This window comes from Rhizobacter sp. (genome assembly GCF_031412495.1).
Lineage (GTDB): Bacteria > Pseudomonadota > Gammaproteobacteria > Burkholderiales > Burkholderiaceae_C > Schlegelella_A.
In genome coordinates, this window is sequence record NZ_JANODC010000191.1 from 1 (window position 1) to 12,706 (window position 12,706).

The window sequence follows — 12,706 nt, forward strand, 5'->3', positions numbered from 1 at the left end:
GCCTGGGCCGAGTTCCGCGCGCTGTTCGCGGGCTGCGGCAGCCGGCGTCGCCCTGGCCGGACGAGCTGGCGGCTGTCGAGCCCGGTCGTGCCGCAGCGCTTCTACGTGACGCAGCAGGCCGCATGGGGCGGCCGCCACGACACGGATGCGGCAGCGGCCGTCGACCTCGGCGCCCGCGTGCGGGCAGCGTGGCGGTGACCGTCAGCGCTTGCCGAGGGCGTCCTTGACCTTCTCCTTGGCGTCGCCGTAGGTCGCCTGGGTCTTGCCGGCGGCCTTGTCGATCTTGCCTTCGGCCTTGAGATCGCGATCGTCGAGCGCCTTGCCCACGCCTTCCTTGACGGCACCCTTGGCCTGGTCGACGCGACCCTTCACCTGGTCTTTGTTCATGACGATTCCTTCCATTCAAGCGGTTGCATCGGATTGACACCGGAGCCTCGAGGGACGGCGCATCCGTGACACCACTGTCGCCGCAGCGCCGCGACGTATCTGTCGGCGCGCCGAGTGACGCTGCGTAGGAATCGTCCCAGGCGCCGCGCGGCGCGCGGTTCAGGCGGCCAGCGGGCTCTGCGATCCGCGCGCGGCGCGGGCGAAGTGGCCGCGCCCGAGGTCCATCAGGAACGCGCCGAGCCAGGCGGAGCCGGAGCCGGTGGGGTACATCCGCTCCTCTCCGGTCGAGAAGCACCGGATGCGCAGCAGCCCGCCCATCACGCCGAACAGGTCGGACAAGGCAGTGGCGTCATCCTCGCGGACGTCGAAGTCGCGCACCTCGAAGCCCTTCGAGGTGAGGACACCCGTGAGGGCCTGCAAGATCGATGACGGTACGTTGGCGGTGTGTCCCATGACGGCGACCCCAGTGAAGCAGACAGACGATTGGCTCACATGGTGAGCGCGCGGCCTGTCGGATGGGACCCACTCGCGCTGTCGGTGCGACCTGATTGCGTGCGTTTTTTCGCGCCGTCGGCGAACCGGAACGACAGCCGCTAGCTTGCCGGCTCGGCCTTCTTCACGCCCCGGATGTTCAGCGCCGCCAGGCAGGCCTGCAGCGCGATCAAGGCGTAGGCGTCGGTGTGCCAGCCCCAGACGACCCAGAGAACGTTGCTGGCGAGAAAGGTCCAGAAGCCGACTTGCCGCCGCCGCTTCGAGTTCGAGGCGACCAGCCACGCGGCGAGGACGGTGACCGCCATCGCCGGCCACTGGATGAGGTCGAGCCAGTCCATGCGGGTGACGCGGCGGCAGGTGAAGGAACGAGGAATGCGACGACAGGGCGTGCGGCGTCATCCGCCTGCCGGGCGCCGCAGCGGCACGACGCGATTCACCGGGAGCCGGCTGCGACCGCGATCCTGGGCGACGCCGCCGCCGCAGGCGCGGTGCCGGTGCCGTCGTGCGCTGCGCACACCACTGCCTGGTCGACCGGCCGGTGAACGAGCACCCGGCCGATGGCCTCGGCGATCGCGCTCGCGGTCGCGTCCCAGGCGTGCGATGCGACCCGTGCGGCCATGTCGGACTGTCGCCGGGCACGCTCCTCGCCGGTTTCGTCGAGGGCCTCGCGGCAGGCGCCGATGAACGACTCGGCGTCGTCGGCGATGGCCACCAGGTCCCCGAACATGACCATCACGTCGCGGATCGGCGTGCTGACCACGGGCTTGCCGGCGGCCATGTACTCGAGCGTCTTTGTCGGGCTGATGAATCGCGTCGAGTCGTTGATGGCGAACGGCATCAGGCAGACGTCCCAGCCGGCGACCAGCTGCGGCAGCAGCTCGTAGGGCTGCTGGCCGAGCCAGTACAGGTTGGGTCGCTGCGGCAGCGAGGCCGGGTCGATCTTCACGACCGGACCCACCATCACCATCTGCCAGGCCGGGTTCGCATCGGCGACGGCGGCGACCAGGCCGATGTCGATCCGCTCGTCGATGACGCCGAAGAAGCCCAGGCGCGGCGGCGCAATGCGGCCCTGCAAGGTTTCCGCGCGGGCCATCCTTTGCGCATCGGCCACCGCGTTCGCATTCGCGTAGTGGGCTGCGTCCACCGCGCTGGGCAGGCACATCACGTTGTCGTGCAGAGAGCGCTTGGCCTCGTAGAGGCTCGGCCCGCCCGTCAGCACCAGCTCGGCGCGCTTGAGCAGCGCCGTCTCGCGCTGCCGCATCTGCCTGGCTGCGCCCTTGAAGGCCGAAAGCTCATCCATGCAGTCGTAGATGACGGCGCGCGGCGCCAGCCCGTTGAGCAGGGGCAGGGCCATCGGGGTGTAGAACCAGACCACGTAGTCGTCGATGCCTTCCTCGGCCAGCCAGTCGGCGACGAGCGGCTCGAGCAGCGACAGCTGGTCGTCGTGGAAGCCCTGCGCCTCGACCGGCGTGTGCGGTCGCAGCACCTCGACTCCCGGGGCGGCCGATGTTCGCTCGAGGTGGGCCGGGGCTTCGCTGCGCAACGGCTCTTCGACGAAGACGATGGGGAACTCTCGAGCGAGGCGGGAAAGAAGGTGCTGCGGCCGCTGGAAGACGAAGTTCCAGCGCAGGTGCGAGAAGACGACGATGTGCGGCATGGCGTTCCGGGTCGTGGACGCCCAGGCATTCCTTCCCTCCGGAACGCCGCTGGCGTGTTGTTGTGGGGATCGTGGCGGGTGCCGCACTCCCTCAGCAAATGGCGTGCCCCTATCGGTTAAGGTCGACCCATGCGCCGAGCCCCGTTTGCGCCGCAGAGCAGTTGCCGCAGCCCGGTGTGGCCCATCGTCGCGACGGTGCTGCTGGTGGCAGGATGCGCGGGGCCACCCAAGGTGAGCGAGCGCAGGCCTCCTGGCCCGGCCGTGTCCGTCCCATCGGATCGCGACGGCCCCGGCGAGGATCCGCCGGCGGACCTGGCCATCCGCCCCGACGCCGTGCCGAGGCTCGAGGCGATCCGCCCCGGCGGCGCCAACAAGGCGTACCAGGTGTTCGGCCGCGACTACGTGCCGTTCACCCGCGACGCGCCCTTCGTCGAACGCGGCCTGGCCTCGTGGTACGCAAGTTCCACGGGCGCCCGACCGCGATCGGCGAGACCTACGACATGTACGCCATGACGGCGGCCCACCCGACCCTGCCCCTGCCCAGCTACGCCCGCATCCGCAACCCGGCCAACGGCCGCGAGGTGGTGGTGCGGGTCAACGACCGCGGCCCCTTCCACGCCGGCCGCATCGTCGACCTCAGTTACGCCGCGGCGGCCCGGCTGGGCCTGCTGCGGGGCGTGGCGCCGGTGGAGCTGGAGCGGATCACCTACGCCGACATCCGTGCCGGCACCTGGCGGCGCGGTGGCGCCGGGGCGACCCGCCCTGCCGCCACCGATGCCGCGGCCGACGAGCTCGAGCGCTTCGTGGACGCGCTCGGCAGCGTGCCGCCGATCGACGCCGGCCGCTGAGCGGTCCGCGCGATGTCCGTCGCGTGACCGACGACCCGTCCTCCGGCGGCGGCGCGCCCTGGCCGCGCCAGGTGTTCCTGTTCACCGGCCACATGGTCGATGCGCCCGACCGCGCCGGGCCGCGTTTTCCGGCGCGCAAGGTGGCGGTGGCGAGCGAGCGGATCGGCGCCGCCCTCGATGCCTGCGGCGCCGGGCCCGCCGATCTCGGCCTGACCCAGGGGGCCGCCGGCGGCGACCTCCTCTTCGCCGAGGCCTGCCAGCAGCGCGGCGTCGCGGTGCGCCTGCTGCTGCCGCTCGCGGCCGACGAGTTCGTCGCCCGGTCGATCCTGCCCTCCCAGGACGGGGCGGCGTGGCGGCAACGCTTCCGCGCCGCGGTCGCCCGCCTCGAGGCGCCGCCGCGGGAAGCGCCGGTCGCGCTCGGCCCGTTGCCGGCGGGCGCCGACCCGTTCCTGCGCGGCAACGAGTGGCTGCTCGACAGCGCGCTCGCCTTCGGCCCCGAGCGGCTGCATTGCATCTGCCTCTGGGACGGCGGCGGCGGCGACGGACCCGGCGGGACGCGGCACATGATCGACACGGTGCGGAGCCGCGGCGGCCGCGTCACCTGGATCGACGCGCGAACCCTCCCATAGCGATCACAGGCCCTGGTCCGGCTTGCCTCGCGCCGCCCCGGCGCGGATGATCCGGCCGCAGCCGGCATCCCGCCCGGCACGCCAAACGGAGGTTGCATGAGCGCACGCACTGCGAAAAAGGCGGCCAGCGCCCGCGCCCTGTCCCTGCATCTCGGCCTGAACAGCGTCGGTGCCGGCGCCTACGGCGGCTGGACCGGACCGCTCGCCGCCTGCGAGTTCGATGCCGAGGACATGGCGGCCATCGCCCGGGCGCAGGGCATGAAGCCGACGGTCCTCCTGACGCGCAAGGCGACGCGCGCGGCGGTGCTCGGCGCGCTGCGCAAGGCGGCGAAGGCGCTCGCCGGCGGCGGCTTCTTCTTCCTCAGCTACTCCGGCCACGGCGGCCAAGTTCCCGACGTCAGCGGCGAGGAGCCGGACAAGAAGGACGAAACCTGGTGCCTGTTCGACGGCCAGCTCATCGACGACGAGCTCTACTTCGAGCTGAGCCGCTTTGCGGCCGGCGTGCGCATCCTCGTGCTCTCCGACAGCTGCCACAGCGGCAGCGTGACGCGTGATGCGGCGATGCCGGTGGCGACGATCCCGACGCAGCGGCCCAAGCTCATGCCGGAGTCGGTGGCGATGCGCACCTACCGCGAGCACCAGGCCTTCTACGACGGCCTGCAGCGCCAGGTCGCGAAGGCCGCGGGCAAGCCCGTCGTCGACCCCGACGTCGCCCTGGCCCAGGTCGCGGTGAGCGGGCGACTGACGGCGATCGTGAGCCGCTTCGATCCGGCGGTGCTGCTGATCTCGGGCTGCCAGGACAACCAGACCTCGATGGACGGCGAGCACAACGGCGCCTTCACGGAGCAGCTGCTGCGGGTCTGGAACCAGGGCCGCTTCGACGGAAACTACGCCATGTTCCACGCCCGGATCCGGGCCCGCCTGCCGGCTTCGCAGTCGCCCAACCTGTTCACGCTCGGCAAGGCCGGCGCCTTCCTGCTGCAGAAGCCCTTCACGGCCTGAGGCGCAGCCGCCGGCCGACACCCACCGAGACAAGGAAGCGACGATGGCCAGCGCAGCGAACGAGATCACCTTCGTCATTCCCGGCCAGGCCGAGGCGCCCGCGACGCGCGGCGGCGACCCGCGCGGCAGCGTCAAGGCGGCTGTCCGCGTCGGCAGCCTGCGCAGCGGCGCGGAGCCGGTGCGCGTCACGGCCCGGCCGGGCGAGGACGTCGTGGTGTTGAGCGTCGCCAACGGGCCGGTGCTGGTGCTCCACCCGGCCGCCGCGCGCGACCTCATGCTGGCGCAGAGCGCGTCGGCGACGCGGAGCAGCCGGGCGGCGTCGGCCGGCGAGGTGATGGTGCCGGCGCAGCTGGGCTGGCCCGGGCTCGAGGCAGAGGCGACGCGCGGCACCACGCGCGGCTGGATGGGCCAGGCCCTGCTGAGCGGCTTCAAGGTGCTGACCGGCCTGGCCAAGGACCCCGCCGCCAAGCTCGCCGCGGCCGCCGTCACGAGGAAGGTCGACGACCAGGTCGAGGCCGGCGTCTACCGCCTCTCGCCCGATGCCCTGCAGTCGCTGAAGGGCAGTGGCCGCAAGCTCGACAGCGTGCCGCCGGCCGCCGACGGCGGGCCGCTGCTGGTGCTGGTGCACGGCACCTTCTCCGACACGGTCGGCACCTTCGACAAGCTCTGGACCCAGCACGGCGCCACGACGCGGCAACTGTTCGCGCGCTACGCCGACCGCGTCTACGGCCTCGACCACCCGACCCTCGGCGCCAGCCCGATCGCCAATGCGCTGACGCTGGTGCGCGCGCTGCCGCCGGGGGCGCGCCTGCACCTGCTCACCCATTCGCGCGGCGGCATCGTCGCCGAGGTCATGGCGCGCGTCTGCGGCGGCGGCGCGCTGGGCCCCGACGTGCTCGCCCTCTTCGCCGACGCCGCGTACGCGCAGCACCGCAGCGACCTGCGCGCCCTGGTCCAGGAAGCGCAGGGCAAGGGCCTGCGCGTCGAGCGCATCGTCCGGGTGGCCTGCCCAGCGCGCGGCACGCTGCTGGCGTCGAAGCGGCTCGATGCCTACCTGTCGGTCCTGACCTGGAGCCTGCAGCTGGCGAGCGTGCCGGTGGCGCCGCAGCTGCTCGACTTCCTGCACGAGGTCGCGCGCCGCCGCGCCGAGCCCGAGGAGCTGCCCGGGCTCGAAGCCATGATGCCGGGCCGGCCCATGGTCGACTGGCTCAATCGGGCCGAGGAGCCGATCCCGGGCGACCTGCGCGTCATCGCCGGCGACATGGAAGGCGACTCGATCGGCGCGTGGGTCAAGACGCTGCTGTCGGACGCCTTCTACTGGACCGACAACGACCTCGTCGTGCAGACGCGCTCGATGTACGGCGGCTCGCCGCGGGCGCACACGGCAAGCGGCAGCGGTGCCAGCTTCGTCCTCGACAAGGGCGGCAAGGTCTCGCATTTCAACTACTTCGCCAACGACCGCACCGTTCAGGCCATCGCCGGCGCGCTGATCGACGAGACGCCGGCCGAGTTCGCCACGATCGGGCCGCTGTCGTGGGCCGGCGAGGACGCCAGCGGCATCCGCGCGAAGCTGGCGGTGGCCCGCTCGCGCGGCCCGGCGGGCAGCAACGGCCAGGCGGGCGATTCGAGCGCGGGGGAGCGGCCGGCTGTGTTCGTCATCCCGGGCATCCTCGGCTCCAACCTGAAGCGCGACGGCAAGCGCATCTGGCTCGGCTTTCGCTTCTTCAACGGCCTGAAGACGCTCGCCTGGGACCCGGCAACGGCGGCCAGCGTCGAGCCCGACGGGCCGATCGGCAGGGTCTACGGCGACCTCATCGAGCGCCTCGCCGACACGCACGAGGTGATCCCCTTCGCTTACGACTGGCGCCGCCCGGTCGAGGACGAGGCGCGGCGGCTCGCCGAGGCCGTCGACCTCGCGCTCGTCGCGCGCGCCGGCAGCCAGCAGCCGGTGCGGATCCTGGCCCATTCGATGGGCGGCCTGGTGGCGCGGACCATGGCCCTCGAGAAGCCCGACACGTGGCAGCGCCTGATGGCGCGCGAGGGCGCCCGCTTCGTCATGCTCGGCACGCCGAACGGCGGCTCCTGGTCGCCGATGCAGACGCTCTCCGGCGACGACACCTTCGGCAATGCCCTGGCCGTGTTCGGCTCGATCTTCGACAACGGCGGCGCGCGCGAGGTGATGGCCGGCATGCCGGGCTTCATCCAGCTGCAGGCCGACCTGCTCGACACCACCCTGCGCCTCGACCGCGCCGAGAGCTGGCAGAAGCTCGCCGACGACGACATGCGGCGCCTGGCCGAGCGCAGCATCTGGCACTCGGACACCGTGCAGCGCGCGATCTACCGGTGGGGCGCGCCGCCGCAGGACGTGCTCGACCAGTCGGTGGCGCTGCGTCGCCGCCTCGACGCCCAGGCCGCCGGCTTCGGCCCCGGCCTCGACAAGACGCTGCTCGTGGTCGGCCACGCCGACTTCACGCCGGCCGGCATCGTCTTCGGCGAAGCCGGCCTCGAGTACCTCGACGCGCCCGGCGGCGGCGACGGCCGCGTGCCGCTGGCGAAGGCGCTGCTGCCGGGCGTGCGGACCTGGACCCTCGACGCATCGCACGGCGACCTGCCGAGCACGACGAGCGCCTTCGCGGCCTACCTCGAGCTGCTCGTCCAGGGCGACACGCACCTGCTCGCCAGCCTCGATACCTCGGGACCGGGCGTCCGTTCGGCCGGCACCGGCATGCCGACCGGTGCGGCGGCGGCGGCGCTCGTGCGCAGCCGGCCGTCGCGCGGCCTGCAGCCGTCGCAGCCGCCGTCGAACGCGGGCGACGTGTTCGCCGTCGCGAGGCGGCCGCAGCTCGCCTCCGGCCGCGCCGGCGCGGCGAGCCGGGCCCTGCACGTCTCCGTGCTCAACGCCGACCTCAAGTTCGTGCACGAGCCGCTCGTCATCGGCCATTACCGCTCGATCGCCCTCACCGGCACCGAAGCGGTGGTCGACCGGCTGGTGGCGCGGGCGATGAGCCGCTCGCTGGCTGCGGGCCTGTACCCCGACGGCGTCGGCACGCACCAGATCTTCGGCAACGTGCGCAAGGACCCGAACAACGTCCTGGCCATGGCGCGGCCGGTGGCGGTCATCGTCGCCGGGCTCGGCGAGGAAGGAAAGCTGCGCGCCGCCGACCTCGCCTACACCGTGCGCCAGGCCGTCATCGCCTACGCCCAGCGCCTGGCCGAGCAGCCCGGTGGCGCGCCGGCCGAGTTCGAGCTGGCCTCGACGCTGATCGGCAGCGGCGGCGCCGGCATCAGCGCCGGCGCCGCGGCCCAGATGGTGGCGCAGGGCACCTACGAAGCGAACCAGAAGCTGCACGAGAACGGCTGGCCCCAGGTCGGCCGCCTGGTCCTCGTCGAGTTCTATCTCGACCGCGCCAGCGATGCCTGGCGGGCGCTGCAGGTGCAGGCGACGGCGGCGCCGCACCAGCTGCAGGTCGTCGGCGGCGTCCAGGCCGGCGCCGGCGCGCTGCGCCGCTCGCTCGACTCCAGCTACCGCGGCGCGGCCTACGACTTCATCAGCGCGACCACCGGCGCGCTGCTGAACGGCCAGCCGACGATCACCTACAGCCTCGACACCAAGCGGGCCCGGACCGAGGTGCGGGCCCAGCAGACGCAGGGCTCGCTGGTCCGCGAGCTGGTCGCCAAGGCGTCGAACGACGCCAACCGCGACGCGCAGATCGGCCGCACCCTCTTCGACCTGCTCGTGCCGGTGGAGATGGAACCCTTCCTCGGCGGCACCAGCGAGATGGTGATCGAGCTCGACAGCGGCACGGCGGCGCTGCCGTGGGAGGTGCTAGACACCTCCGCGGCCGGCCCGTCGGGCGCCGACCGACGGCCGTGGGCGATCCGCAGCAAGCTGCTGCGCAAGCTCCAGACGCGCGAGTTCCGCTCCCAGGTCACCGACGCGACGGCCGACGGCAACATCCTTGTCATCGGCGAGCCCTTCGTCGACGACCCGGCGTATCCGCCGCTGCCCGGCGCCCGCGCCGAGGCGATCGCCGTCGCGGCGCGCCTGGGCGCCGGCCCCGACGGCGTCGGCGCGGCTCGGGTCCGGGCCCTGACGAGCGGCGCCGACGACGCCCGCAACGTCATCAACGCTTTGTTCGAGCGACCGTACCGGATCGTCCACGTCGCCGGGCACGGCGCGCCCGGAGCCAAGGGCGGCGTCGTGCTCTCGGGCGGGACCTTCCTCGGCCCGGCCGAAGTGAAGGCGATGCGAACGGTGCCGGAGCTCGTCTTCCTGAACTGCTGTCACCTGTCCGGGCGCGACGTGCAGTCGGCGCTCGCGGCGCCGAACCAGTACGACCGCGCCGCCTTCGCCGCCAACCTGGCCGAGGCGCTGATCGAGATCGGCGTGCGCTGCGTCGTCGCCGCCGGCTGGGCCGTCGAGGACAAGCCGGCCGAGCTCTTCGCCACCACCTTCTACGACTCGCTCATGGCCGGCGACCGCTTCATCGATGCCGTCGCCGCGGCGCGCGCCGCCGCCTGGCGCAACGGCGCCGGCGGCAACACCTGGTCGGCCTACCAGTGCTACGGCGATCCGGGCTGGACCTGGCAGCGCGGCGTCGCCGATGCGCAGCGGGCGTCGGCGGCGCCGGGCGACGAGTTCGGTGGCGTCTCCTCGGCGCCGGCTCTGGCCCTGGCGCTGGAGACCATCGCCATCCGGCTCCGCTTCGGCAACGACGACCCGGCCCAGCGCGCCCGGCTCGAAGCGGCGCAGCGCGACAAGATCCGCTTCCTCGAAGCGCGTTTCGCCCCCGACTACGGCAGCATGGGCGCGGTGGCCGAGGCCTTCGGCCTGGCCTGGGCCGACGCCGGCGAACGCGACAAGGCGATCGAGTGGTACCGCGCCGCGGTCCACGCCAGCGACGGCAGCGCGTCGTTCAAGGCCGCCGAGGAGCTCGCCAACCAGCTGGCCCGGCGCGGCGAGCAGCGCGCCGACTCGGCGCTCGGCCGGCTCGACATCGAGGAAGCCATCGCCCGCCTCGGCAAGCTGGTCGAGATCCAGCCGACGGCCGAGCGCGAGGCGCTCCTCGGTTCGGCCTACAAGCGGCTGGTGATGGTCGAAGGGCGTGCCGAGGCGGCCACCGCCGCCGCCGCCGCGAAGCGCGGCCGCAAGCGTGCCTCCGCCGCGGCGGAGGCGTCGGCCGATCGCCATGCGGCGCTGCGCGCCATGGCCCGCCACTACGGCAACGCCGAGCGGCTGGCCCGCGAGGCGCGTGCCGACAACCTCTTCTATCCCGGCAAGAACAACATCAGCGCCGAGCTGCGCCTGTCCTTCCTGGAGCGGCGCCCTGCCGAGCTTGCCGCCGAGCGGATGCAGGCGGTGCAGGATTCCCTGGCGCGCGCCGCGAGCACGCGGCCGGACTTCTGGTCGGTGGTCGGCCAGACCGAGCTGCGCCTGCTGGCTGCCGTCGCCGGGCGGCAGTTGGCGGGCGCGGCGCCGGCGCTGATCGGCGAGTTCGAGGACCTCAAGTCGAGGGTGCCGTCGCGGGCCATGTGGGACTCGGTCCACGCCGAAGCCCGCTTCACGCTCGAGCCCTACCAGGGGGTCGCGAGCGTCGCCGAGAAGCGCGCCGCCCAGGCCCTGCTTGCTGCCTTGCAGGCGATGGCCAGCGGATGATCTTCGCCGACAACCGCTTCGGCCGGCCGCTCACCGGCTGGAGGCTGCGCCTCTACACGATCATCTTCGAGGCCGACACGCGGGCCGGCCGGATGTTCGACCTGGTCCTCATCTGGATGATCCTGGCCAGCGTCGCCGTCGTCATGCTCGACAGCTTCGAGACCGTCCGGGCGCGCTGGGACCCTGCGCTGCAGGCCGCGGAGTGGTTCTTCACCATCGTCTTCACGCTCGAGTACCTGGCCCGCCTGGCCTGCGTGCAGCGGCCGCTCCGCTACGCACGGAGCGCCTTCGGGATCATCGACCTGATCGCCATCCTGCCGACCTGGGCGGCGCTGTTCGTGCCCGGCCTGCACGCGCTCATCGACGTGCGCCTGCTGCGCCTGCTGCGCCTGTTCCGGATCCTCAAGCTGGTCGAGTACGTCGAGGAGTACGGGGCCCTCGGCCGGGCCCTGGTGGCGAGCCGGCGCAAGATCCTGGTCTTCCTGAGCTTCGTGCTGCTCGTCGTCGTCGTCATGGGGACCCTGATGTACGTGGTCGAGGGGCCGGCGCACGGCTTCACCAACGTGCCGGTGTCGGTGTACTGGGCCATCACCACCATGACCACCGTCGGCTACGGCGACCTGACGCCGAAGACGGGCTTCGGCCGCTTCATCGCCTCGGTGATGATGCTCGTCGGCTGGGGCACGCTGGCGGTGCCGACCGGCATCGTCAGCGCCGAGTTCACGGCCCTGCGCCTGCGCCCGGGCGAGCCGACGACGCGCACCTGCCAGGCCTGCCTGTCCGAAGGGCACGAGCCGGACGCGCGCTACTGCAAGGACTGCGGCGCCGCCTTGCCGCGCTACTTCCGGGATGCCGTCGATGAGGACGAGCAGGCGCCGGAGCCCGACGCCGTGCCGGAGCGATCCCGACCTCGCTGAAGGTCGCGGCCCGGCCCGCGAGGGCGGCCGCGTTTCAGCGCGGCGGCGGCAGCCGCTCGCCCAGGGCGCGGCGCCACAACCAGGCCCAGGCGCGCCCGATGTCCGGCCGCGCGCCGACCTGCTCCGGCGTCGACAGCGGCACGGCCGGGCTGCGCCGGTCGGCGACCGCGAAGGTGAAGGTGTAGTAAGGCTCCTGGCCCATGCGCAGGTCGCTGATCAGGACCCGGGCGCCGTCGTCGCGCAGCGCGAAGAAGCCCTTGCTGAACGACTTCAGGCGCTGCACGCCATCGACGCCGCCGAGCTCGGCCGAGAGCGCCGTGCCGCGCGGGAACCGGTCGAAGGCCACGGCCGGGTCGGCGTCGAGCAGGGAGTGGAAGCCCTCGTGGTAATGCTCGCCGGCGATGGCGACCACCCGCCACAGCAGCGAGTTGAACGGCGTCGGCGTGACCAGCACCTGCTCGGCTTGGATGCCCTGCGTGGCCAGCGAGGCGCGGGCGACCTGCTCGACTTCGCGTTGTGCGGCCACGCCCCAGGCCAGGTAGGCAGTGCTGAGGACGAGGCCGGCGGCGTTCGCCGCCATCTCACGCCCGCCGCCGCCGCCGGCCAGGGCCCAGCCGACGCCGGCGAGCAGCGGCAGCGTGTAGAGCGGGTCGATGATGAAGACGCTGCCGACGGCGAACGGATGGCTCGAGAACGGCAGGGCCAGCTGCGTGCCGTAGACCGTCATCGCGTCGAGCAGCGGGTGGGTGACGAGCGCCAGCCAGAGGGCCAGCCACCAGTGGCGCCAGAGCGACCACTCGCCATGCAGCCGCGCCACGCAGGCGGCGAAAGGCAGCGACAGCAGCGTCAGCCAGAACAGCGCGTGGCTCTCGGCGCGGTGCAGCACCATGTTGCGGATCGGGTCGCCGTGCTCGACGAGCACGTCGAGATCGGGCAGCGTGCCGGCGACCGCGCCCCACGCCGCGGCTTTCCAAACGGCGGTGCGACGGCCCATGACGGCCACCCCGACCGCGGCGCCGAGCGTCAGCTGGGTGAGCGAGTCCATGCGTGCCGCCGGCCGGCCCGCGCCTCAGCGACCGCCCGTCACCTCGACGATCGACCCCGTGGTGTAGCTCGAC

General features: G+C 72.9%; 11 protein-coding genes. 6 read left to right on the forward strand and 5 right to left on the reverse strand.

Going from position 1 to position 12,706, the window contains the following annotated elements:
• A partial coding sequence (locus AC30N0_RS07020; protein ID WP_489517210.1) for a hypothetical protein occupies positions 1-198 on the forward strand: 198 nt, incomplete at its 5' end.
• 3 nt (positions 199-201) lie between these two features.
• On the opposite strand, the gene AC30N0_RS07025 is transcribed toward AC30N0_RS07020, so the two are convergent.
• The 4 genes from AC30N0_RS07025 to AC30N0_RS07040 form a co-directional block, all read right to left on the reverse strand.
• Positions 202-387, reverse strand: coding sequence for a CsbD family protein (locus AC30N0_RS07025; RefSeq protein ID WP_489517211.1), 186 nt, complete (start codon positions 385-387; stop codon positions 202-204).
• A 159-nt stretch (positions 388-546) separates the two neighbouring features.
• Entirely contained in the window at positions 547-840 is a 294-nt protein-coding gene (locus AC30N0_RS07030) for a hypothetical protein (RefSeq protein ID WP_489517212.1), read from the reverse strand.
• A 140-nt stretch (positions 841-980) separates the two neighbouring features.
• Entirely contained in the window at positions 981-1,217 is a 237-nt protein-coding gene (locus tag AC30N0_RS07035; RefSeq protein ID WP_489517213.1) for a hypothetical protein, read from the reverse strand.
• Between the two features lie 95 nt (positions 1,218-1,312).
• On the reverse strand, positions 1,313-2,536 hold the full coding sequence (locus AC30N0_RS07040) for a glycosyltransferase (protein ID WP_489517214.1): 1,224 nt from the start codon (positions 2,534-2,536) through the stop codon (positions 1,313-1,315).
• 449 nt (positions 2,537-2,985) lie between these two features.
• Here AC30N0_RS07040 and AC30N0_RS07045 point away from each other — a divergent pair, with 449 nt between their 5' ends.
• The 5 genes from AC30N0_RS07045 (at position 2,986) to AC30N0_RS07065 (ending at position 11,588) form a co-directional block, all read left to right on the forward strand.
• A complete protein-coding gene (locus tag AC30N0_RS07045; protein WP_489517215.1) occupies positions 2,986-3,384 on the forward strand; it encodes a septal ring lytic transglycosylase RlpA family protein in 399 nt (132 codons plus the stop codon).
• A 23-nt stretch (positions 3,385-3,407) separates the two neighbouring features.
• On the forward strand, positions 3,408-4,013 hold the full coding sequence (locus AC30N0_RS07050; RefSeq protein ID WP_489517216.1) for a hypothetical protein: 606 nt from the start codon (positions 3,408-3,410) through the stop codon (positions 4,011-4,013).
• Between the two features lie 96 nt (positions 4,014-4,109).
• Entirely contained in the window at positions 4,110-5,015 is a 906-nt protein-coding gene (locus AC30N0_RS07055) for a caspase family protein (RefSeq protein ID WP_489517217.1), read from the forward strand.
• Between the two features lie 43 nt (positions 5,016-5,058).
• Positions 5,059-10,671, forward strand: coding sequence for a DUF7379 domain-containing protein (locus AC30N0_RS07060; protein ID WP_489517218.1), 5,613 nt, complete (start codon positions 5,059-5,061; stop codon positions 10,669-10,671).
• On the forward strand, positions 10,668-11,588 hold the full coding sequence (locus AC30N0_RS07065; protein ID WP_489517219.1) for an ion transporter: 921 nt from the start codon (positions 10,668-10,670) through the stop codon (positions 11,586-11,588). The genes AC30N0_RS07060 and AC30N0_RS07065 overlap by 4 nt, the downstream gene beginning before the upstream one ends.
• A gap of 34 nt (positions 11,589-11,622) precedes the next feature.
• On the opposite strand, the gene AC30N0_RS07070 is transcribed toward AC30N0_RS07065, so the two are convergent.
• Positions 11,623-12,633, reverse strand: coding sequence for a metal-dependent hydrolase (locus tag AC30N0_RS07070; RefSeq protein ID WP_489517220.1), 1,011 nt, complete (start codon positions 12,631-12,633; stop codon positions 11,623-11,625).
• Positions 12,634-12,706: the final 73 nt, after the last annotated feature.

Bases quoted from the DNA above. Each gene is read 5' to 3' on its own strand.
- AC30N0_RS07025 (WP_489517211.1), bottom strand. From the start codon at position 387: ATGAACAAAGACCAGGTGAAGGGTCGCGTCGACCAGGCCAAGGGTGCC.
- AC30N0_RS07030 (WP_489517212.1), bottom strand. From the start codon at position 840: ATGGGACACACCGCCAACGTACCGTCATCGATCTTGCAGGCCCTCACG.
- AC30N0_RS07035 (WP_489517213.1), bottom strand. From the start codon at position 1,217: ATGGACTGGCTCGACCTCATCCAGTGGCCGGCGATGGCGGTCACCGTC.
- AC30N0_RS07040 (WP_489517214.1), bottom strand. From the start codon at position 2,536: ATGCCGCACATCGTCGTCTTCTCGCACCTGCGCTGGAACTTCGTCTTC.
- AC30N0_RS07055 (WP_489517217.1), top strand. From the start codon at position 4,110: ATGAGCGCACGCACTGCGAAAAAGGCGGCCAGCGCCCGCGCCCTGTCC.
- AC30N0_RS07060 (WP_489517218.1), top strand. From the start codon at position 5,059: ATGGCCAGCGCAGCGAACGAGATCACCTTCGTCATTCCCGGCCAGGCC.
- AC30N0_RS07065 (WP_489517219.1), top strand. From the start codon at position 10,668: ATGATCTTCGCCGACAACCGCTTCGGCCGGCCGCTCACCGGCTGGAGG.
- AC30N0_RS07070 (WP_489517220.1), bottom strand. From the start codon at position 12,633: ATGGACTCGCTCACCCAGCTGACGCTCGGCGCCGCGGTCGGGGTGGCC.